Here is a 20,977-nt window from a genome sequence, read left to right as displayed (position 1 = left end):
CGGTCGCGCGATACTGGCGACGGATGAGCCGCCGTCACTTCGCCCTGGCAATCGCGGTGATGGTGGTGTGGGGTCTGAACTTCGTCATCATCGACGAGGGCCTCAAGGTGTTCCCGCCCCTGTTCTTCGTGGCCATGCGCTTCGTGGTGGTGCTGTTCCCGGCCATCCTCCTGGTGAAGCGCCCGCGCGTCCCGGCGCGGTATGTCATCGGCGTCGGAGCGTTCTCGGGCGCGCTGCAGTTCGGCCTGTTGTTCGTGGGGCTGTCGCTGGGTATGCCCCCGGGGCTCGCCTCGCTGGTGGTGCAGCTGCAGGTCGTGTTCACGATCGTTATCGCCGCAGCGGCGCTGGGGGAGCGGCCGCATCAGCGCCAGCTGGTCGGCGCGCTCATCGCGCTCGCCGGGGTGGCGGTGATCGCCGCCACGCGCACCGGCGCCGTCGTACCGCTCGGAGCGCTCGCGCTCGTAGTGGCGGGGTCGGCGGCGTGGGGAATCGGCAACGTGATCACACGCGTGGCGCGGCCTTCGGATGCCGTTGCGTTCTTGGTGTGGACCAGCGTGGTGCCGCCAATTCCTCTGCTGTTGCTCTCGCTGGCCGCCGAGGGACCGGCGCGGATCGCGACGGCCGGGCGTTCGTTGACATGGTCGGCCGTGCTGGCGCTGTTCTACGTCGCGTACCTGTCGACGGGATTCGGTTACGCGGCGTGGGCGTACCTGTTGCGCCGATACCCGGCGTCTACGGTGTCACCGTTCGCGCTTTTCGTGCCGGTGGTGGGGCTGGCGGCGGCGGCGATCTTCGTGCACGAGAATCCGTCGGTGTTGGAGATCATCGGCGCCGGTGTGGTGATCGCCGGCCTAGCGATGGTGACGCGCGGCGCTCGGCCTGCCGTGGTGGTGACCGGTGAGCCGGTTGCGCTTGCCGCCGTACCAGACGAGGACACATAACGTGCGGTGCCAACGCATTGCTGTACAAGGGTTTGTGGCGATCTGGGATGGCGTTGAGCACCCCTCCGAGAGTACAAGAGCAGGTCCCGGCCATAGGGGATGGTGGAACAATCGGTCTAACCACTTGGAACACGGTGCTACGGACCGGAGAGGCTGACCGGAAGCTCGTCGGTGTCCTCGAGGTCGATCCGCAGCGTGAGGTACCGCTCGGCCGGGCCGAACACCCCCAACACCGCGAGCAACCCCCTCCACGAATCGTCACCGGGCAACTGCCAGGTGCTCCAGCTGACCCCTGCCTGATCCGCGCCGCCAACGCGCGTCCAATGCTCGCGGAGCAGTTGGGCGGCAAAGTGAGCCTCGAGCTCGGCGACGGTTTGGTCGGTGCGGACTGTCGCGGCCGCCGACCACACGCGGTCGCTGCCGCTGACGTTCTGATCGAGCAGGCTGACCCCCGCAGGTGGGTGCAGCGGGGGCAGCTTGTCCATGCCGGGAGGACCGCCCGGAGCGCCCGCGGGCATGCGGCGCGCGAGCTGCCAGTCGAGCCGGAGGCGGACATCGGTCGGGCCTGTTGGCGTGCTCACCGCGGAAATCATGAGCACTGGTCCATCGCCATCGGGCCGCCGGAACGAGCCGCCGCTCCCCCACTCGCTGGAGACGAAACCACCCCGCATGGGGCCGCCGGCTTCGAAGTCCCGCCAGCCAAGCGACTTCACCTCGGCCGTATAGCTGACCATGACGTCGTCTGGTGAGCGATCATCGTCGAACACAGCCTCCATCGCGATTGGCCGCGGTCCCCGCGAGTGCAGGACGCTCCCCAGCAGGCGCGCCGCCCCGGGAAGCGGAATGTCCGCGACGCCACGCGGCAGGCTCTCAACGCCGACCTCAACATGGGTCGGGCCCTGCGGATACGGGTGATGCAGTAGCCGCTCCGCTAGCCGCGTCAGGGCTTCGAAGCGTGGTTCGGGTCGCTGAGCCATCGTGCTCCTGGATGCGGTTGGGCGACGCGTCCATTGTGGTCCGCCGCACATCGGGTGCGCGCACGCAGGACACGGCGCTGGTGTCCTTACTGCGCTCATACCCGCAGGCGATCAAGAGCGGCCTCGGCAAGGTCGCGGGCACGGCCGAGCCGTGTCTTTCCCTCGGGGGTTCGCGATCCTTGATACCCGGGTGCCGCGGTGGTAAACAGTACTCGTGGACAGAGAAGAAGGCGCAGCAGCCCTCCATCCATGGCGATGGGCACTCCCGGTGGGGAGGGTTGCGTTTCAGCCGGCGCGGACCTGGCGGCAAGCCGCCGTAAGGGCAATGGTGATCACGTTGATCATTGGAATCGTGGTCGTCTGCCTCACGCTGATTCCCGCTCTACACTCTCCGGCATTTAGCTACAAGCTGCTGTAGGTACCGCCTCGGCCTGCCGAGGAGGCGTAGCTGGTGCGCATTGGCGCTTGCGCCTATCGATGCCAGCAACCTCAGAGCGCACTGGTAGACCGTACTCGTCGCGGCTGCTCCGGCTGCTGGACACTCAGCGGGAGTCTGCCGAGGCGTTGACGGCGTTGTGGCCAGCGCACGGCGGCCATGGACACTCCTGAGCGCCAACCGACCTGGAGGCCTGGCCCGCACGCCGGATTACAAACGAGAGAATGGCCCCGGACGTCCCGAGCGCAGCTCGACGCGCGGACGGCAACCCGTCCAACATGCCGCCAGGTCCCAAACGACAACGGTGGCCACATCCAATGCCGACAACCATCACCGGTGGAGCATGAACGCGCTCTGCGCGAGAACCGCCGAACGTTAGCCTCGGGTCGGCCGGGGCGGTCCGCGACCACGGCGCCTCTTGGCACCGTACATTGCGGCGTCAGCGCGCCCAAGCGTCGAAACCAAAGTCTCGCCTTCCCTCGCCGTAGCGGCGCCAAGAGATAACCTGAGTTCTGCGTCGTCCGTCAGCCGGATGCGACGCATGGCTGCTCGCACGCGAGCAAGGTACCGGCTGGCGCCATCTGTGTCCGTTTCAGGCATGAGGATCAAAAACTCATCACCCCCGACGCGCGCGATGCGATCAGCGGCGCGCGCCTGTTGGCGCAGAAGGTCCGCCGCAGCGCAAATCAAACGATCCCCGGCCTCGTGCCCGAAGCGATCGTTGACAGCTTTGAGGTTGTCGAGGTCCGCGCTGACAACCGTCACCGGACGCGGGTACCGGTGACGCCGCGCTTCTTCGCTGGCCACTTGGCTCTCCCAGCCGGCCCGGTTATCAAGTCCGGTCAGTGGATCGATCCGCGCCTCGCGCGCGTAGCGATCGCGGTCCGCGGCCAACTCCTCGCGCGAGATTGCCTGCACCAGGAGTGACTCGGCGACGTCTGCCAACGAGTGTCCCATGCGTTGACAGAGGTTCGTGAACCCTCGTGCTTGGGTGGCCGCGTGCGCCACCACGAGCACTCCGAAGCGTACCGGCCGCCCAATCGGCAAAGCAAGACGCGCGACCAGCCCTTGCTCTCGTCCGAGGGCGTCGCCGGCGGCGGCTTCGATTTCGATCTCCAGGACGGTACCCTGCGCTGTTCTGTCGAAGAGGTCGAGGAGCGTCTGCCGGATCGCGTCAGGGTCCAGGCGTGCCGGCCAGTCGCGCGTCACGACTTCTGCGACGACCTCGGCGCCATACCGGACGAGCACCGCCCCGACCTCACACGACAGCGGTTCGGCCGCCTTGCCCGCGATATGCCGCGCGGTGTCAGCGACTCGTTCGGGACGGTACTGCATGAGATCGCGGATGGCGTGCACGACCTCCAACTCGTCGGCGAGCAACTTCGCAGGAGAGAGTTGGTGGAGGTCGGCGACGAGGTGAGCGGCGGCCGGGACCAGGGTCGCGTCAGGGTCAGGCAGCGGCTCGTCAGCGCCAAACACCACGAGGTGTTCACCTCCCACGGGAACCAGCACCGCGTGCTTCGCCCAGTAGGGTCCGATGACGCGGACTGGCTCACTGCCGCCGCCAACTCTGGCGGGCCGACTGGAACCCTGGACGCTCACGGCAAGCGGCTCGCCATCAAGCGACAGGTCAACGATGCCGCTCCATCCAGCACGCCGACCCCTACCGCCGACCAGGCTCAAGCCAGTCGGAGACATACGAAAGATCAAAACGTCGGATGCTGCAAAGCTCGATCCTGTGCCAAGGTCCGATGTAATCGTCATGGTCGATCGACACCTGTCCACGAGTAACGGCTCCGCGCACCGTCAACGCGGGCCAATGCCGTCCTTCCAGGAGCATCCGGGCTCACTCCCAACATCATAGCCCGGCACGGTGAGACGATCCTACCGATCGGACATTGTTGTCAGCAGGCCCGCAGCACGCCACGGGCGCAGGCAAGGCCGTCCGCCACAAGGTGGACGGCGAACAGTGCGAGGAGAGCCAAAGCAACCACGAGCACCACCGTTTCTACGGTCGTCAAGCGCAGGGTCGCGGCTATATGCCAGGACCCGTCGTTCCGCCCTACGCTGCCCCTCAGACGGGTCGCAAGAACGATAAGGAGGGGCAGTCCCGAAGCGCGGCGAGCCGCCGTTCCGGAGGTCGCCTACGCCCTTCGCTAGTCCTCGACCGACCTATGCGGACGACGTCGCCCGACACGAGCGTCGTAGCCCAGGCCAGGGTCCGACGATCCCTTGAACCGCTCCCGGCGGCGCCACCATAGATTGAGCGTGTCCAATTTCCAGCTGGGGTCCCCGACCATCCGCAGCAACCCCATGTTCTTAGGCAAGTCGAGGCGCTCGAGCAGGTCCTCCGAGATGAGTACCCCGTGCCGAATCGCTGCGCGCACCAAGCGGCCATCCTGCTGCCGGCGACGGTACCCGGGTTCGAGGACAACGCCGGTGTAATGCTCACGACTGTCAACAGGATGACCTTCGGCACGCCGACGGTTCAGGCCGCTATTGAGCTCTCGGAGCAGCCTTCGGAACTCCCGCTCGTTGTCGAAGGCAGCAACGACCTGGTGGCAACGCTCGCGACGCCGGACATCGTGGGCATAGCGGCGCACGACATACCGCTCGATACCATCGTCATCGGGGTCGACGGTAGCCACGACGCCAAGTGTGCATCGCGGATGCTCGGGCGTCGCCGGCCTGGCGCAGGCCAGCATCTCCCAACCACCCTTAAGCAGCGCCCACGACCGCGGCACAGGCCGGCGAGACAGTTCGGGTAGCTGTGTCCCGACGTTGGCGCCAGGTTGTCGAGCAAACCATGGCAAAGGTGACCACCTCGGACTCCCTGTGGGTGAGGAAGTTCTGGCAGAGTTCGCATCGTGCCCTGAGCGCTCTCGACGGTTCTGCGCGCGACGGAGCCGTGCGGCAGGGTAACCGCCGGCGACTTCGGAAGGAGTCCTCGCCGGGACTAGAATGACAGGACACCGACGCATGCTGGAGGAGCAGATGGCGACGCCTTCCCCGGTCAGCGGCGCTCGGCGTGAGTTCCGCGGCACAGGCCTCTACTGGAGCCTCTTCGTCGCCCTCATCCTCGCTGTTGCCATCCTCATCGGCATCATCCAGAACGGGCAGTCCGTCGAGTTGAAATACCTCGGCTGGGACCTCCGCACGCCGCTGATCGTGGTCCTGCTGGTGACCGTCCTCGCCAGCCTGGTTTCAGCGCCCTGGCAGGCGTCGCCTGGCGACACCGCCGCCTCCAGCAGCTGTCTGAGCACGAGGAGCTGCGTCGCCTGCGTGAGCCTGTCGCGCAACCGCCTCCCACGACGGCGGCGGTGGGCACGGTTCCAGCGGCCGCCCCGCCGACAGCAGATCGCTAATCGAGTGATCGCGGAGTCTTAGCGGCTCGCTTGATCCGCGCCCAGAGCAGCGGGGCGACGGCACCGCCGGCGATGGAGCAGGACCCGCCGGCCGTTTTTTCGAGAAGTGTCGAACCGATTGCACTGATTTGCTCCCCGTAGGAACGCGGTGTGATCAGATTGGACCGCCACCGGGCCAGCGTGGAGCCCCGTGGAAATTGGGGGTAAGTAGTCGTCTAAGGGCCACTTTCCCCGTCTCCCGAATACGAAATTGAGCCGCTACCTTGCCAAGGTAAGGGTCGCCGGTTCGAGCCCGGTCTCCCGCTCCATTCCGCGATTTGAATACGGAATGGCCCGGCTTCGGTCGAACATCGACCGCGCAAAACTTGCCGAAGGTATGTGCCTAGGGATTCCTAAACGCACTACCTGCAGAAAGTGGTGTCAGGGCCCGCGAGCCGAGGCACGCAGCGCGAGGCGCCGGGCGGTGGCATCACCCGCCATGAGGATGGTCATCACGTACTACAACACCCGCATTTGACCCGGCCGATCGGACGCATCCAGCTGAACTCAGTTGGTGAACAGTCAGGCCCTCAGCCGCCGCCCGCGGACGGGCATCAGGCTCCGGGCTTCTGTCGTGCCCAGGGTCCAGCCCTGCAGAGGGCGACGACGCCCAGTGCCGAGCCCCGTCGCCCCAGTGCCAAGCCTCGTGAATCAGACTTGCTGCCTACGGCCTGGCGAATCCCCACATCGTCGAGACGCTCGGATCCTCCGCCGCGAGACCGGCTTCTGCGAGTCTAGGCAGCACGACCGCGTCGTAGAACGAACGCATGTCGTCTTCGGTCCGCCACACATTGCACAGCATGAAGCCGTCGCCGTCGGCACGAGCGAAGTGGACCATCAGTCCGGCGGGCGGTCCACCCATCTGCATCATGGCATTCTCGATGCCAGCGTCGAACAGATCGGCTTCCGCCTGCGACGCACGCGGGACACGGATCTCGCCAACTACGGGTCGCCGGTTCGAGCCCGGTCTCCCGCTCCACCCTCAGCTTGTGGTTCTGTGGGACTCGTTTGTGATCAGTCTGCATCGCGGTCGCCCGCACCGCCGCGCTTCCTCACGCAGCCTGCTTTCGCAACGTGTACCAGGTCGGTTTGGCGTTGCGCAGGGGCCCGGGGAGTTTCATCCCCTCGTCCACCGTTGCTGATTGGAGCGTCCAGGCGGACCCGAAGTGATTAGCAAGCTCCTGCTCGCTGATGCCCCGCGGCAGCGGACCGCGCCGGCCGGGTTGGAACGCCATCATCAATAGGAGTGCGCCGGGCGCCGCCACCGAGGTGATCCCGTTCGCGCAGAGCACCCGCCCATGATCGCTGAGTCCGTGGAAACAGCCCAGGTCCAGCACCAGATCATGGCCATCGCCGATGTCGAGCTGCTGCATGTGCGTGACGTCGCCAGCCACCCAACGCACCTCCACGTTGGCAGCCTGACTACGCCGACGTGCGGTGTCCAGTGCCCGCGGTACCGCATCGACTCCTGTCACCGTCCAGCCATTCTCGGCAAGGAACACTGCGTCGCGGCCGGTCCCGCAACCAACGTCGAGGGCGCGGCCCGGCGACGCCGCTGCGCTGACGGCCGCTTCCTTCACCTGGGTCGGTGTCTCATGTTCCCACGGGGTGATGCCGAGCCGGTACAGGAGGCGGAAACCAACAGGCACGGTTTTCCCTCAACCCTTCCTAGCGGCCACGCCACACGTCGACGACATCAACGTCGCAACGAGGCGGCTCCGGTGGCAGCTGACCGCTCTCGGGCGCCAAGGCCCGCTCGAGAAGTGGATGAACGCGCTCCTCGAGAAAGCGATCGCAGAGTTCTCGCGATTCCCACACGTCCGTATAGCGAAGGCCATCGTCGCGCCTGGTCACGACATGGACGATCAGGCCCTCAGGTGTCTCAGCTCCCAACCCCTCCCGTATCCGCGCATAGATCTCCGGGCTGATGGGAAGGTCCTGGGTGAAACCGTACATTTCGCGCTCCTAGCTATATCAGCTTAGTGTTACTGGATTGAATGGTGCGATAGTAGGATATATTCATGCCCTCAGTCAAGCCACGCCGGTCGTACAAGTCCACGTTGCGCCAAGAGCAGGCTCGGCAGACACGACTGCGCATCCTGGAAGCCGCCGAACGCTGCTTCGCGCAGCAGGGGTATGCCGGGGCAACCGTGGAGAACATCGCCGCAGAGGCCCAGGTGGCAGCCGATACGGTGTTCGCCGCTTTCGGAAAGAAGCGCGGCATCCTCCAGGCGCTGATGGACCTTCGCGCAGGCGGAGACGACGAACCGGTCGACATGCTCTCGCGCCCCGGTCCCCAGGCCGTCCGGCAAGAGCGTGATCAACACCGGCAGCTCGACCTCTTTGCTGCGGGGATCAGCGCCAACATCGAGCGTACCCGACCCGCCGCCGACATCATGAGCAGCGCCGCGGCAGTCGATGCCGACATTGCTGCACTCCGGCAAGGCTTCGGGGAACAGCGCTACCGAAACCAGCAGGTCGTCGCGAGCTGGGTTGCTGCCAACGGTCCCCTTCGAAACGGTGTCACCACCGACGACGCGGCGGCCATCATCTGGACGCTGACCAGCCCCGAGGTCCATCGCCTTTTCCGAGTGAACCGCGAATGGTCAGCCGAGCACTATGCACAGTGGCTCAGCGAGACCCTTACTCGCACCCTCCTCCCGTGAGCATGGCGACCAACCACCCGCTGACGGCGGCTGGGGCGCGCCGGTGTGGTCAGCGTGGATCTCCGCGTGGCCAGCGTCGAGCTCCGTAGAAGTTGGGGGTAAGTACTCGTTTAGAAGCCAACTTTGGCCGCTCCCGAATGCAGAATAAGAACAGTACCTTGCCAAGGTAAGGGTCGAGGGTTCGAACCCCTTCTCCCGCTGTCGCGTTTCGTGTGGTCGCCGTTGAGCCGCGTGTGGCTCCGGCGTGCCTCCCGTTGATCGCCGTCGGTTTTCGGGAGAGTAATGACTCGCGAATACGGATTGCGACACGTACCTGGGCAGGTAGGTGTTTACTGTCGAGGCGCTCGGTCTGTCGAAGGGACCGCAGCGTTGCCATCAAGAAGCCGCCGCTCCGGCGCCGTTGGCCCGGAAAATAGTGACTCAGGAATTCGTAAGTCACTACTCTCGGCAAAGTGGTCTTACCGGAGCACGCCTTCCCGGCCGGGGCGGTGCGTGCTACGAATCTTGTCCGTCAAATCGGGTCATGCCCACCCCGCGGCAACCGCCGTGTCGCGGCCGGATGTTCGCCACCCTGCCGGACGACGCGCACTAACGTCCTCGTCGACGAGAACTGCATGCGGAGGCCACCCACTGTGATCCCGCCTGGTGTGCGGAGATCTTGTGGGCGCGCGCATCCGCGGCGTCCGGGTCACCCTGGTGCAGGCAGATCCCACGGCGGTCGCCGAACCGCTTGGCGACGCCTGGCTGGACGAGCGCTCCGTGCGCTGCACGAGGAGTTGTGAGAGGTGTGCGTCAAGCACCATTCGATGCTGTCGTCGTTGGCGCGGGGTCATTGGCCTGACCACGGGAGTGTGCCTCGCCGAGCAGGGGGGCGGTCGGTTGGGCGGCGGATCCCAGGAGGTACAAGCGTGCTCACCGGCTCGTCATTCCTTGGTCCAAATGTCGCCGCTCTCGCCGCGTCGGCCCTGGGCGATCTCCACCGAATAGCCGTCGGGATCGGATCCGGTCATAACCCGCTCCCACGGCTCGTCATGCGGCGGGGCGTGAAACGTCATGTCCCGCTCCAACAACTCTTGGTAGGCGGCATCAAGGTCGTCGACGCTCAGCTCGACGTGAATAGCCCGCCGCTGGGCCGGCGTCATGTCCTCGGCGCCCTCCTTGCGTGCCTCGTCGATCGAAAGCAGCCCGATAGAGCCGCCCCCGTCGACCTTGATCAGGGCGAAGGCAGCGTCAGAACGGTAGACCACCGTCAGGCCGAGGACTCCCTCGTAGAACTCAACGGACTTCGCCACGCTTTCGACGGTGAGGGTGAGACCCTCAAACCGCAGCTTCTGTACCACTTGTGTTGCCTTTCATCAGGGCGACGCTCTGGAGGTTGCAATCCGTTGCCTACCCGGCAGACGGTGCAACTGTATCCACGAGGCTTATTCTGAGCGCAAACGCTTGTCCCGGCAAGGACACACGGCTTCGATATTGGCATCTTCGAGTTCTCTCACGAGCAACCCGGAGCGCGACACCCCAAGATCAAGTCCCCAGCTGCGATGGCTGGGACTCAATAAACCGAGTCTCCATGAAACCCGGGGCGGTTCAGGTAGCACCTTGTCGGAATTGCGGTTGAGCAGGTCGTAGTGGAAGACCGTCTTGCCGGTCGAATCGCTGATCGTCAGCATGTTGCCGTCAGCGTCATAGTCATGTCCAAATCGAAGTGCCGTCCGAGTAGGCGATGTTGACGTGCCCTCAAAAGCCGGTCATATAGTACGCGGATTCACATGTTCCAGGGCATCCACCGCGCAGTTCGACCCGACCGCAGTCCCCGGGGTGACGGACATCGGACAGCACGAGTCCACGTCGGTTCGCCACTCGCGAGAGGTGCGCTGCAGGCGAGCGGCGAGCGGTTGCATGACCCCTGCCAACGTCCCGTGCTTGACCCGGTCCACCGCCGCGATCGGCGTGCCGGTGGTTACGCGGCCGGAGGTGCCTGCCCCGTTCCGAAGAGGTGCCTGCACCCTTGTCGTCCGCTTCGCCGCCACCGCAGAATGGCCCCGATGGGGACAACCAGCACCCGCGCGCCGCTGCGGCGGGTCAGCGCACTTGCGGTCGCGACCCTGGTGCTCGGCATCGCGTCGGTCGCTGTGCCCGCCGGCGACGAGGCGATCGGCAACGGTTACGCGGGATCGGCGCCCGCGCTGGTGGCCGCGCTTTTCACCGCGGCAGCGCTCGCTGTGGCAGGCCTGGGTTGCTTCGTGGCCCTTCGCCGTCCCCACAACCCGATCGGCTGGCTGCTGGCGGTCGGCGGCGCGTCGTACCTGCTCGACGACCTGATGCTGCGCTACGCCGGATTTGCTCGACTCCACGCGCTGCCGGGGGGCAACCTGACGCTCGCGATCGAGCAAGACTTCTGGATTGCGTCGATTGGCCTCACCGTCATCTTTGTCGGGCTCCTCTTCCCGTCAGGCAAGCTGCTCTCACGGCGATGGCGGTGGGTGGCGCGCGTTGCTGGCGCCGGCATGCTGCTCGCGTACGTGTCCAACACCTTGGTCGCTGACCCCGCGGCGTACAACGCGCCGGGCGCGGTTAACCCGCTGCGGCCCGCAGGCCTCGCTCTCGACATCGTGAGTGGCCTCTCCGCCTCGTTCTTCCTCTTCCCCCTCTCCGCCATCGCTGCGGTGGTCGCGCTGGTCCTGCGATACCGACGTGGCAGCAACGAGGAGCGTCACCAGATCCGCATGGTCATGTATGCCGCCGCGGTGTACGCCGCAACCATCGGGAGCGACATTGCGATGTTCCTGGTCACCGGCCATGGGCTCACCTGGCTCGAAGACATGTCGCTGCTCGGCATCTTCGGAATCCCCGCGGGAGCCGGCGTCGCAGTCCTCAAGCACCGTCTCTACGACATCGACGTCGTCATCAGCCGCACCCTCGTCTATGGCTCGCTGGCGGTGTTCATCACCGCGGTGTACGTCGGCATCGCGGTGGGCATCGGTGCCCTGATCGGTGGCGGGGGCAAACCAAACCTCGGACTCTCGATCGTGGCCACCGCGATCGTGGCGGTGGGCTTTCAGCCCGTCCGCGAGCGCGTCCAGAGGGTCGCCAACAGGCTCGTGTACGGCAGGCGGGCTACCCCGTACGAGGTGCTCTCGCAGTTCTCCGAGCGGGTTGCCGAGTCGTACGCGACCCACGACGTCATGCCCCGGATGGCGCGCGTCCTCGCCGAGGGCACGGGTGCGCAGCGCGCCGACGTCTGGCTGCGCAGCGAGGCGGCCTGGCGCAACGCGGCAGCGTGGCCGGTGGACACAGAGCCCGCAGCCACGCTGCTCGCAACCAACGGCAACCTTCCGCCAATCAACGGGACTGGGCGCGTCGTGGAGGTCCGTCATCAGGGCGACCTGCTCGGTGCGCTCAGCGTCACCAAGCGCGCGGGGGAATCGTTGACGCCGGTCGAGGCGAACCTGCTGACCCACCTCGCCGGCCAGGCGGGGTTGGTGTTGAAGAACGTCGGTCTCACTGACGACCTCCAGGCGCGCCTTGAGGAGTTGCGTGCCTCCCGCCAGCGCCTGGTGACCGCCCAGGACGAGGAACGCCGCCGCCTCGAGCGCAACCTCCACGACGGCGCTCAGCAGCACCTCGTGGCGCTCAAGGTGAAGCTCGGCCTAGTGGAGATGCTCGCCTCCCGCGACCCCGAGAAGGCCAAGGCCACCATCACCCAGCTCAAGGCCGACGCCGACGAGGCCCTGGAGACCCTGCGCGACCTGGCCCGTGGCATCTACCCGCCCCTGCTCGCGGACAAGGGTTTGGTGGTGGCGCTCGAGTCCCAGGCCCGCAAGGCCACTGTCCTCGTCACCGTGGAGGCGGAGGGGGTGGAACGATATCCTCAGGACATCGAGGCCGCCGTCTACTTCTGCTGCCTCGAGGCCATCCAGAACGTGCAGAAGTACGCACAGGCCAGCAGCGCCGTGATCAGCCTCCATGGTGACGGCGAGCGGCTCCGAATCAGCGTCACCGACGACGGCAGCGGCTTCGACATGGCCACCAGGAAGCGGGGCGCCGGCATCACCAACATGGCCGATCGCCTCGACGCCCTCGGCGGCGCGGTCGAACTGCAGTCCGCTCCCGGACAGGGCACGACGCTCCGCGGCTGGCTGCCCGTCGCATTGGGCACGCCTCCGGGCGCGGATGCGGTCCTCGCAGTACCCGGCTGATCCGCCTGCTATTCGCAGGCCTGACGGGCCGGAGGCCGCCGCGTCGGACTATCGACAGTCGCTCTGCCTATTGCGGCCGATGTGACGCCTGTGGGGACGCCGCATGGTTAGCCAGGGAACTCCGCGGGGCTAGCGTGGATCCCCGTGGAAGTTGGGGGTAAGTAGTCGTTTCGAGGCGATTTTCGACCGCTCCCGAATACAGAATTGAGCCACTACCTTGCCAAGGTAAGGGTCGAGGGTTCGAACCCCTTCTCCCGCTGTCGCGTTTCTTGTGCTTCCAACAGGGCCAGCGTGGATGCTCGTGGGACGCGCATGGATCGCCGTCGGTTTTCGGGAGAGTAGCGACTCTCGAATACGAATTGCGACACCTACCTGCCCAGGTATGTGTTCAAGGCGACGAGGCGAAGCTCGTCGGCGCCGACGATGCGGCGACGGGCACCGTCGCCACCGCGCAGATCGAAAGAGGTGGGAAAGTAGTGACTCAGGAATTCGTAGGTCACTACTCTCGGCAAAGTGGTCTTACCGGAGCATGCCTGAGGTTTCCGAGAGTCCAAATGGAGCAGCTCGCACGTCTAGGCCACGCCGACTGGAGTTCAAGACGACAGGGCGTCAGCGATGGTGCTCATCTTCAGGACCATTCGCCGCGCGACCGGCGTGCGCTGGAACCCGAAATGGGCGTAGAAGCGCTCGGCGTTGTCGTTCAAGGCGTCGACGACGACAAGCCGCGCCGCGACTTGCGCGCCCGCAGCGACGGCCCTGCCGAGAGCGTCACCAAGGAGTGCAGCGCCGCGACCTGACCCGTGCAGGCTCGTGTCCAATGCAAGCCGTGCGAGGAGGATCGCAGGGATCGGTTGCCGACTGCCCCTCCCAATCGACCTGGGTACGTCGGTCGGCGCCACGGCATGTGCCGCGAGCGTGTAGTAGGCAACGACTCGGTCCCCGCGAACCCACACGAAGGTGCGGCCGGTGTTGCGAGCTGAGGCATCTCGCGCATGTTGCGTAAGCCAGATGTCCAGCTCCGGCTCGCCGCAGCTGAATCCGTCCAGGTCCTGCCGAGCGGCGAGCTGCTCGGAGGTGAACTCAGCGGCGATCGACGATGTCCGCTGCTGATCGCATCGCTCGGCGCAACGCCGCGTTGCTCGGTGCCGGCTGGTCGAGGGCTCTCAGCAGTTGATCAAAATATGCGACCGGAACGAAGGTGGTCGTGTGTTCGGCGATGACCTGGCCCGCTCGCTCGAGAGCGCTGTCTCGCACCAGGTCAGCCACGGTCACATGCATGATGCCCGCCGCAGCGGTCAGCGTTGCCTTCTGATCGGGCGCCAAGCGCACCTCGAGACGATCCGTAGCTTCCATGTACGGGCATTGTACGTACGTAGAGCGTCCAAGTCAAACGCCGGTGACCGCGAGCGCCGCCGGCTTCCCCTCCCCCGCCGCGCCACGCGGACTCGAAACGTTGTGGAGGGGCGACCAGGTGCTCCGCGCCGATGCCGATAAGGGGGAGGCGGCTCCGCGGACGAGGTCTGCGCGGGCGAGTGGGCGGGTCGGCGCGGCCAGCAGGGAGGCGAGCACGCTGCCGAGCGTCTCCGAGCCGAACAGCGTCGCGGTCGAGGTTCGGGTCATCCAATCCGCGATATGACGACCACAGTTAGTAGTCAATCCGGGACAAGGGCGTCTTCTTGGAGCGGCTTGGCCCAGACTGCCATCGCTCCCCAGGCGACGGCGGTGTTCGTTGGTGGCTGCCCGCGCGTCACCCCGCGCGACGTGACGGAGGCTTGCGCGAGGCGGATCATCGAGTTGTCCTGCCGATTGCGCCAACTTGCCCCCACTGGGAACGCGGTGCGGTCAGATTGGAACGCCGCCGGGCCGGAGTGGACCCCCGTGGAAATTGGGGGCAAGTAGTCGTTTAGAAGCCAATTTCAGCCCCTCCCGAATACAGAATTAGAACGGTACCTTGCCAAGGTAAGGGTCGCGAGTTCGAGCCTCGTCTCCCGCTCCAGTCCGTGATTTGAATACGGAATGGCCCGGCTTCGGTCGACGGCCGACCGCGTGAAACTTGCCCGAGAGTATGTATCTAGGGATTCCCAGACGCACTACCTGCAGGAAGTTGTGTTAGGGGCCGCGAGCCGAGGCGCGCGGCACGAGGCGCCGGGCAGCGGCTTCTCCCGCCATGAACGTGGTCATCACGTACTACAACACCTGCATTTGACCCGGCGGATCAGACGCAAGGGCCCAATTCGAAGGACCCACGCGCGGCAGTCAAGTGCGCGCGCACCGGAAAGGTCCGGAAGGCTAGACGCGACGACCTTTGACCCGCCCGGAGAGGTCCGCGGCGGCGCGGCCTGCCGGCGCGGCGTCTGCGGATCCGTCCGTTGCCAGAAGGATGACGGAGGGGAAACTGCTCATCGCGGCACGTCCTGAAAGCTGCTGCGGTCTCCGGCCTGACGCGGCGCGGAGCGCATCATCGTGCACCCAGTGGTTGGAGAGCCGGCCCATCGTGTGCCGTGTGTTCACCGTGATGCGGGGGCCACAACGTCAGCGGCACCCTCGCCGCGCCCGGCGGGACGGCGAGGCGCTCGTCGACGCGTTGCTGGATGAGCTCAAGGCACAGTTGGGTGCGACGCAACGGCAGGTCATGCCCACCCTCGGCGAGGAGTGTGAGCGACACCAGCGGGTTCGCCTCACGAAGCTCGTTGAGAAGCACCACGTCCGGGACAGCGTCGTCGAGAGCCGCCACCAGGTCCACCGGCCTGACTGCGTCGCGGGCCCATTGCGGCGACTCCGCTGCCAGGATGAGGCCCTCCATGCTCTTCACATACGACCACCACCGGTGGTCGACGGCGTCGCGGGCAATCGTGGCGGGGACGTCGGGACGCAGCATCGGTGCAAACCACCTGGCCAGCTTGCGGTGGGCGCACATCACGCTGCAAAAGAACTGCGCCGGCGGGTCGAAGGCCATGACACGAATCAAGGTGCTCATCGCGCTGACGTGACGTTTGGCATCGGCCCGGGACTTGTAGACAGGTGGAGCGATGGCGATGACGCGGTCCACCAGGCGAGGATGCCGATCGAGCAGGGCAAGCGCCACCAGGGTGCCCATCGAATGCCCGACCACGATGGCAGGTTCGTCGATTCCCGACTCGCGCAGGCACGTGGCGACTGCATCCGCATGATCGTCTGCGCTGTAGCCGTTGAGCGGTTTGGGCGACTGTCCGAAGCCCAGCAGGTCCGGCGCGATCAGCCGGCAGCGTTGGGCGAGGACGTCGAAGCCTGCTCCCCAATAGCGGTTGGAACCGCACATGCCGTGCAACAGGACAACAGGCGGACCGCTGGCTCCAAGCCGGCGGACGTTGAGTGTTCCCAAGGTAGTCACCCCCGACGGCGGCTGCCAGTGCTGTTCGGCTCGCGTCTTCAGCACCCCGACGGCGGCGCGTGCCGACAACGCGAGCGTCGCCAACCCCGTGAGGCGAACCGCTCCTCCGCCCAGTCGCCACGGCGATGGACTGCGCTCGGGCGGCCGTGCGGTGCGGTTACCGGTATTCATCGGTTTGATCTCCCTCTATCTCGGCGCTCGCCACAGCGTGGCCGCTCGGGGGCGCACCGTCTGCCTGCTGCAAGGCATGACGCTGCGAGTGGCTCATCCAATGGACGTCTCGATGACGGACGAAGGGACCCGAGGGTGCCCGGCGCGACTGCCTGTCACCAGGTAGTGGCCTTCAATTCATCATCGACCCGCAAAGCGCTGGATGGTAGCGATGAGCTCGTCCAGGTAGGCCTCCCCCTCCCCCGCCGCGATCCCGTCGGCAACGCAGTGCTGCACGTGCTCGCGGAGCAGGATGAAGCCGATCTTCTCGAGGCCGGCGATGGCAGCGCTGAGCTGGGTGAGCACCTCCGGGCAATACCGCTCCTCCTCCACCATCTGGGCGATGCCATTGACCTGACCGGCGAGCCGTCGGAAGCGCTTCAGCAGATCCTGCTTGCTCGCCTGGTACGCGCCACGATCTCGCAGTGGCACGGTCTGGCTGGGTCGGCTCCGACGTGCTCCCGCCGGAGCGCGTCTAGCTGGCGATGTGGCCACGTGCGCGTCCTGCTGGTTCGCGGTCAAAGTGCTCGGCGCATCCGGCGCTGCAGAAGTAGAAATCGTGGCCGTCGCGGGTTCTCCGTGCCGCAGCGTCGGCCATCTTGACGGACATGCCGCACACCGGGTCGAGAGCCACCGCTGTCGTATCCGTGACTACCTCGGTCATGCCCTCTGGTCCTCTGAATGTAGGTCCGGCAAAGCGCTCCGGCTGCCTGCCGAACCGGTCGTGGCAGCCGTCGGAGCAGAAGAAGTACGCGGTCCCGTCGTGGACGACGCGGGCGGGAGCGCTGCTCGTCTCCACCTGCATGCCGCACACCGGGTCGATCGCGTAGCCCGTGCCGCCGCCGAACCGGGCACGGTTGCGATGGAGGTAGTACAGCCCGCCGAACGCGATCAGGAAAATGACGTTGAGGACGCTCGTGTAGTCCAGCGCAAATCGCTCGGGCGCAATCTGCGTCGGGCGGGCGGTCGGGGCGGCGTTGATGGCCTGAAAGAGGAGATCAACCAGCAGGCCCCCCGCTGACATGACCAGCCAGAAGGACCCGAGGATTCGCAGCATCATCCTGGTTCCGTAGTACTTGCGATAGATGACCAGCAGCGGCAGTGTGATGAGGTCGGCAAAGATGAAGGCCACGACGCCGCCGAAGCTGATGCCGCCCTTCCACAAGGCGGCGGCAAGCGGGACGTTGCCGATCGAGCAGACAAAGCTGATGATCGCGATGAACGGGCCGACAATTGCGTTCTCGAGCACCGTCCAGAATCCGTGGCCGGTGATGAAGACGTGACCCCCACACAGCGTCCGGGACCAGCACGGCGAGGAATCCGGCCACACCGAAGCCGATCACCATCTCGCGACGCAGCATGGTGATGTCGGCCATGGTGTAGCTGGCCGCGTCCGACCACCCCGCCAGGGTCCGCACCCGCACCGCAAATGGCACCCGATCCGCCGCGTGATCGTCCGGCGCGCTGACATCTCTGAGGTGCTCGACGTGAGCGCTCCGCGCCGAATCGCCCGACCGCAGTCGCTCTCGCGCGGCCTCAACGAGCGCTTTGGGGAAGAAGAACCGTGAGACGAGCGCTAAGAGGCCGATCATCAGCACGCCGCCGACGAACTCGCTGGCGGTGAACTGCCAGCCGATCAGCAGCGCGAGGATGATGCCGAGCTCGATGACCAGGTTGGTCGAGGCGATCATGAAGACCATCGCCGCAGTGAAGTTGGCACCCTTCTGGAACAGCGACTTGGCCATCGCCGTTGCCGCATACGAGCAGGACGACGAGACCATGCCCAAGAAGGTGGCCCTGCCGAGGGTGCGAACCCCTGGGCTTCCCAGGACGCGCTCCATCTGGCCGCGGGAGACAAATGCCTGCACGACGCCAGAGAGACCAAATCCCAGGATGAGGGCCCAGAGCGTCTCCCAGAACATGAAGAACGCTTCCTCAAGGCTGCCGCCGATGGCACCCAACACGCTCATGGTCGTCCTCTTCGTACCATACCCACCCAGGGTATCGTATCAGCTTCGACGCTCACGCGGCGCCGCGCTGACCGCGAGGAGCCGCCCCGCGATCCCGCGGTTCGCCGAAGAGGACTGCGCAGACCCGCCCGGAGATGCAACCACCCGTTGATCGCTGCCGAGCGTCATCTGTGCCCGACGGTTCGCCGCTGGCCCATCCGGGATGGCGCTACGGCTTCATCAGCAAGCTCGACCGCCGCTGGAACTCCTGCTCATCGATCTCGCCGCGCGCCAGGCGTCCCTCGAGGATCGTGCAAGGGCTGCCGGGGCCGGCCGACGCCACTGGGTCCGTGCGCCGCGCGAGGGCGATCACGGCGAAAGCGACGCCGGCGATGACCACGGCAGCGATCAGCACCTGGACCACGATCATCCACCACATCGAACCGTATCCACCATAACCCCACATCACGTCCTGACCTCCTGAGCTTCCATTGGACGTTTGATCGTCTGCCGTTCATCGTGGCCTCCACGGCCGGCCCTGCACAGAGCCGGAAGCCACGAGACATCCGGGCCATCCGACCCGCCCCACGACTTTCGGTCCAGCGCGACTACGCGCGCTGCCGCCTTCGTGCGTGCGACGTCATCCAGGACTGCGAGGTACGCGGCGAGGCTGCCCGCAAAGACCACAAACAGGGTGAGGTTGGCGCCGGGAACGAAGCGGATGGTGATATGGCCTGCGAGTCAGTAAACGAGGTCGCCAGAGTGTCTACTCTGTTGATACCAGCGCGGGCAAAAGAGGGAAATCCAATGCGGGTGGCGCCACTCCCCTCGTCAACCATCAGCAGGCACGCGCCGTCATGGCTGCTGGCAACGCTGGGGCCCTTGGTTGCGCTGGCGGCGGTGCTGCTCGTTCCCGTCATCGCCGATGCTTCGTGTGCCAGCAGCGGGGGCTCAGAACAAGAGGCGATCAGATCGGCACCGACGGTGTTCGTCGGCACCGTCACCGAGCTGAGCAATGGCGACCGCGTGGCCACGGTCCGGGTGGACGACGTCTGGAGGGGCAGCGCGATACCGTGGTCCGTCGAGGTTGTTGGCACCCCGGATCTCAACGCCGCCGCCACCTCCGTGGACCGCACCTATGCTGCTGGTGCCCAGTACCTCTTTGTGCCTGACGGAGGCGGTCCGGCTCACTTCACCGACAACAGCTGCACCGCGACTCAGCCCTACTCGGCGAACCTCAGCGGCTTGCGGCCTGCCGATGCCCCGGGGACGCCTGCCCACCCGACCGGCGCACCCACCCAGACCGGTTCGACCTTCCCGCTGGTCCTGGTCGTCGCCGGGGTGGTGGTCGTGCTGGTGATGACGGTCGCTGCCGTCGCTGTAGGGCTCCGCGTCAAACCCTCGCACTGACCATCACGTTGGTCCCGGCTCGGTGCGTGTTCAGGTGTGAGATCTCGGGTGCAGCTTGCTCAGATGGGTCCGAAGGGACCGTGGGTGCTCCCCTTTTCCGAGGCGCTCGAGGTAGGCGTCCGCTTCCTCCTGTGTCATCTGGCCACCTTCGACCGCCGCGTCCAGCCTCGCCCCCGCGTGTCTGACGCGGATGCTCCGGACCGCATCGTCGAACTGATCCATATCGGCTGCGGCGCGTAGCCGGGCGGCCTCCGTCTCGGTCACACGTCCCAACGTCACCATCTTGTCGAGGCGCTCGAGGATGCGCGCCCGGCCCTTCGGCCCCGTCTGGTTCTCGAAATCGTCATTCATCTCGACTCCTATGCATCGCGGCGACTGATCACGAAAAACCCGGCGACAAGGGCGACGACGGCGTAGACGCAGAACACGCCGAACCCGGCCCAGGCCCCCAGGTTGCCCGCCTCCTGATGGGCGGAGAAGATCTGGTTGGCCGCCTCCATGGGAACGTAGGGTCCGATCGCCGACTGCCAGGACTGGGGCAGCAGCTGGACGAGGATCTGCGGCACGAAGAGGACCCCAAACAGCACCGCGATCGCGCCCGCGCTGACTCGGATGATCGCGCCGAGACCGAGTCCGAAGAGCCCGAGCACCGTCATATAGAGGCCGCCTCCAATGACCGCGCGCAGGACACCGGGCTCGCCGATCGAGGACCGCAGGCTGTCGCCGGAGAGGAACGCCTGAAACGTGAAGTAGGCGCCGAAGCTCGCGACGATCCCGATGACAAGGCCGACGACCGTGAACACCAGCGCCTTGGCGGCCAGCACCAGGCGACGCTGCGGCACCGCGCTGAGGGTGGCGCGGATCATGCCGGTGCCGTACTCACCGGTGATGACCAGCACACCCAGCACCCCGAAGGCGATCTGCGACAGGTGGATGCCGCCGAGGCTGACCCTGGTCGCGTCGAGTGTCGCCTTGTCATGGGCGCTGAGATGCCCGGGAAGGATGATCGCTTCGAGCCCCGCCAGTCCGACGTTGAACGCCACCGCGGCGAAGAGCGTCCAGTACGTGGAGCGGACCGAGCGGAGCTTGCAGAACTCCGAGCGGAGAATATTGGCGAAGCCCGACAGCGGCCTGTACGACGCGCGCGGAGTCGCGATGGCATTCATGACGGGCCTCCCTTCGCGGCCGCGACGTACGCGTCCTCGGCTTGGCGGTAGTCGACGGAGTCCTTGGTGAGCTCCATGTAAGCCTGCTCCAGCGATACCTGCTGCGCCGACAGCTCCTGCACCGTGAAGCCGTGCGCGCGTGCAAGGTCGCCGACCGCATCAGTGGTGACACCGGTGACACGGAGCGTGTCCGTCTCGACCCGAATGACCTCAGCCCCCCGCGCGGTCAGCAGCGTCGCGAGCGCATCG

The 20,977-nt window shown here is 66.1% G+C and carries 25 protein-coding genes, 1 tRNA gene and 1 pseudogene; 7 read left to right on the top strand and 20 right to left on the bottom strand.

Annotated elements, in window-relative coordinates; translation table 11 throughout:
• The first annotated feature begins 23 nt into the window (after positions 1 to 23).
• Positions 24 to 941, top strand: a complete 918-nt coding sequence (locus JF886_RS02655; RefSeq protein WP_337309330.1) for an EamA family transporter — start codon at positions 24 to 26, stop codon at positions 939 to 941.
• A gap of 137 nt (positions 942 to 1,078) precedes the next feature.
• Here the strand turns inward: JF886_RS02655 and JF886_RS02650 are convergent, their stop codons facing one another.
• From JF886_RS02650 to JF886_RS02640, 3 genes are all read right to left on the bottom strand, one after another.
• Positions 1,079 to 1,918: a hypothetical protein gene (locus JF886_RS02650; protein ID WP_337309328.1), complete on the bottom strand. Its 840-nt coding sequence runs from the start codon at positions 1,916 to 1,918 to the stop codon at positions 1,079 to 1,081.
• 811 nt (positions 1,919 to 2,729) lie between these two features.
• On the bottom strand, positions 2,730 to 3,734 hold the full coding sequence (locus JF886_RS02645; protein ID WP_337309326.1) for a GGDEF domain-containing protein: 1,005 nt from the start codon (positions 3,732 to 3,734) through the stop codon (positions 2,730 to 2,732).
• Between the two features lie 776 nt (positions 3,735 to 4,510).
• Positions 4,511 to 4,741 (bottom strand): hypothetical protein, encoded by a 231-nt coding sequence (locus JF886_RS02640; RefSeq protein ID WP_337309324.1) that lies wholly within the window; start codon positions 4,739 to 4,741, stop codon positions 4,511 to 4,513.
• 57 nt (positions 4,742 to 4,798) lie between these two features.
• On the opposite strand from JF886_RS02640, the gene JF886_RS02635 reads away from it, so the two are divergent.
• Both JF886_RS02635 and JF886_RS02630 read left to right on the top strand, forming a co-directional pair.
• The gene (locus JF886_RS02635) at positions 4,799 to 5,122 is read left to right on the top strand and encodes a hypothetical protein (protein ID WP_337309322.1); all 324 of its coding nucleotides are present in this window, start codon (positions 4,799 to 4,801) and stop codon (positions 5,120 to 5,122) included.
• Positions 5,123 to 5,348: 226 nt separating this feature from the next.
• Positions 5,349 to 5,741 (top strand): LapA family protein, encoded by a 393-nt coding sequence (locus tag JF886_RS02630; protein ID WP_337309320.1) that lies wholly within the window; start codon positions 5,349 to 5,351, stop codon positions 5,739 to 5,741.
• Between the two features lie 681 nt (positions 5,742 to 6,422).
• Here the strand turns inward: JF886_RS02630 and JF886_RS02625 are convergent.
• From JF886_RS02625 to JF886_RS02615, 3 genes are all read right to left on the bottom strand, one after another.
• Positions 6,423 to 6,629, bottom strand: coding sequence for a hypothetical protein (locus JF886_RS02625; RefSeq protein ID WP_337309318.1), 207 nt, complete (start codon positions 6,627 to 6,629; stop codon positions 6,423 to 6,425).
• A gap of 181 nt (positions 6,630 to 6,810) precedes the next feature.
• On the bottom strand, positions 6,811 to 7,407 hold the full coding sequence (locus JF886_RS02620) for a class I SAM-dependent methyltransferase (protein WP_337309316.1): 597 nt from the start codon (positions 7,405 to 7,407) through the stop codon (positions 6,811 to 6,813).
• 19 nt (positions 7,408 to 7,426) lie between these two features.
• A complete protein-coding gene (locus tag JF886_RS02615) occupies positions 7,427 to 7,714 on the bottom strand; it encodes a hypothetical protein (RefSeq protein WP_337309314.1) in 288 nt (95 codons plus the stop codon).
• 65 nt (positions 7,715 to 7,779) lie between these two features.
• On the opposite strand from JF886_RS02615, the gene JF886_RS02610 reads away from it, so the two are divergent.
• On the top strand, positions 7,780 to 8,424 hold the full coding sequence (locus JF886_RS02610; RefSeq protein WP_337309312.1) for a TetR/AcrR family transcriptional regulator: 645 nt from the start codon (positions 7,780 to 7,782) through the stop codon (positions 8,422 to 8,424).
• Between the two features lie 923 nt (positions 8,425 to 9,347).
• Here the strand turns inward: JF886_RS02610 and JF886_RS02605 are convergent.
• Together JF886_RS02605 and JF886_RS02600 are read right to left on the bottom strand one after the other, a co-directional pair.
• The gene (locus tag JF886_RS02605; RefSeq protein WP_337309310.1) at positions 9,348 to 9,764 is read right to left on the bottom strand and encodes a VOC family protein; all 417 of its coding nucleotides are present in this window, start codon (positions 9,762 to 9,764) and stop codon (positions 9,348 to 9,350) included.
• Between the two features lie 84 nt (positions 9,765 to 9,848).
• Positions 9,849 to 10,094, bottom strand: coding sequence for a hypothetical protein (locus JF886_RS02600; protein WP_337309308.1), 246 nt, complete (start codon positions 10,092 to 10,094; stop codon positions 9,849 to 9,851).
• A gap of 375 nt (positions 10,095 to 10,469) precedes the next feature.
• Between JF886_RS02600 and JF886_RS02595 the strand changes: the two genes are divergently transcribed.
• The gene (locus tag JF886_RS02595; protein WP_337309307.1) at positions 10,470 to 12,623 is read left to right on the top strand and encodes a sensor histidine kinase; all 2,154 of its coding nucleotides are present in this window, start codon (positions 10,470 to 10,472) and stop codon (positions 12,621 to 12,623) included.
• Between the two features lie 144 nt (positions 12,624 to 12,767).
• Positions 12,768 to 12,882 (top strand) — tRNA-Gly (locus JF886_RS02590).
• Between the two features lie 109 nt (positions 12,883 to 12,991).
• On the opposite strand, the gene JF886_RS02585 is transcribed toward JF886_RS02590, so the two are convergent.
• The 9 genes and pseudogenes from JF886_RS02585 to JF886_RS02545 form a co-directional block, all read right to left on the bottom strand.
• Entirely contained in the window at positions 12,992 to 13,123 is a 132-nt protein-coding gene (locus JF886_RS02585) for a hypothetical protein (protein ID WP_337309306.1), read from the bottom strand.
• Positions 13,124 to 13,216: 93 nt separating this feature from the next.
• Positions 13,217 to 13,576 (bottom strand): GNAT family N-acetyltransferase, encoded by a 360-nt coding sequence (locus tag JF886_RS16735; protein WP_350340563.1) that lies wholly within the window; start codon positions 13,574 to 13,576, stop codon positions 13,217 to 13,219.
• Positions 13,577 to 13,703: 127 nt separating this feature from the next.
• Entirely contained in the window at positions 13,704 to 13,976 is a 273-nt protein-coding gene (locus JF886_RS02575; protein WP_337309303.1) for a type II toxin-antitoxin system TacA family antitoxin, read from the bottom strand.
• A 33-nt stretch (positions 13,977 to 14,009) separates the two neighbouring features.
• Positions 14,010 to 14,243: a hypothetical protein gene (locus tag JF886_RS02570; protein WP_337309301.1), complete on the bottom strand. Its 234-nt coding sequence runs from the start codon at positions 14,241 to 14,243 to the stop codon at positions 14,010 to 14,012.
• Between the two features lie 838 nt (positions 14,244 to 15,081).
• Positions 15,082 to 16,077, bottom strand: a complete 996-nt coding sequence (locus tag JF886_RS02565; protein WP_337309299.1) for an alpha/beta fold hydrolase — start codon at positions 16,075 to 16,077, stop codon at positions 15,082 to 15,084.
• Between the two features lie 267 nt (positions 16,078 to 16,344).
• Entirely contained in the window at positions 16,345 to 16,635 is a 291-nt protein-coding gene (locus JF886_RS02560) for a metal-sensitive transcriptional regulator (RefSeq protein WP_337309297.1), read from the bottom strand.
• Between the two features lie 43 nt (positions 16,636 to 16,678).
• Positions 16,679 to 17,452: a YHS domain-containing protein gene (locus tag JF886_RS02555; protein ID WP_337309295.1), complete on the bottom strand. Its 774-nt coding sequence runs from the start codon at positions 17,450 to 17,452 to the stop codon at positions 16,679 to 16,681.
• Positions 17,453 to 17,540: 88 nt separating this feature from the next.
• A pseudogene (locus JF886_RS16730) lies at positions 17,541 to 18,125 on the bottom strand (permease); the annotation flags it as partial.
• Between the two features lie 256 nt (positions 18,126 to 18,381).
• Complete coding sequence (locus JF886_RS02545; protein WP_337309291.1) at positions 18,382 to 18,621, bottom strand: SHOCT domain-containing protein; 240 nt, start codon at positions 18,619 to 18,621, stop codon at positions 18,382 to 18,384.
• A gap of 338 nt (positions 18,622 to 18,959) precedes the next feature.
• Between JF886_RS02545 and JF886_RS02540 the strand changes: the two genes are divergently transcribed.
• The gene (locus JF886_RS02540; RefSeq protein WP_337309289.1) at positions 18,960 to 19,562 is read left to right on the top strand and encodes a hypothetical protein; all 603 of its coding nucleotides are present in this window, start codon (positions 18,960 to 18,962) and stop codon (positions 19,560 to 19,562) included.
• 30 nt (positions 19,563 to 19,592) lie between these two features.
• On the opposite strand, the gene JF886_RS02535 is transcribed toward JF886_RS02540, so the two are convergent.
• The 3 genes from JF886_RS02535 to JF886_RS02525 all read right to left on the bottom strand — a co-directional run.
• Entirely contained in the window at positions 19,593 to 19,913 is a 321-nt protein-coding gene (locus JF886_RS02535) for a hypothetical protein (protein WP_337309287.1), read from the bottom strand.
• 8 nt (positions 19,914 to 19,921) lie between these two features.
• Complete coding sequence (locus JF886_RS02530) at positions 19,922 to 20,728, bottom strand: ABC transporter permease subunit (protein ID WP_337309286.1); 807 nt, start codon at positions 20,726 to 20,728, stop codon at positions 19,922 to 19,924.
• Positions 20,725 to 20,977, bottom strand: a 253-nt coding sequence (locus tag JF886_RS02525; protein WP_502711382.1) for a DUF8746 domain-containing protein, incomplete at its 5' end; no start/stop codon positions are given. The genes JF886_RS02525 and JF886_RS02530, both read right to left, overlap by 4 nt.

Source organism: Candidatus Aeolococcus gillhamiae, assembly GCF_016464765.1.
GTDB lineage: Bacteria > Chloroflexota > Dormibacteria > Aeolococcales > Aeolococcaceae > Aeolococcus > Aeolococcus gillhamiae.
This window is presented reverse-complemented; position numbering and strand designations above follow the sequence as displayed.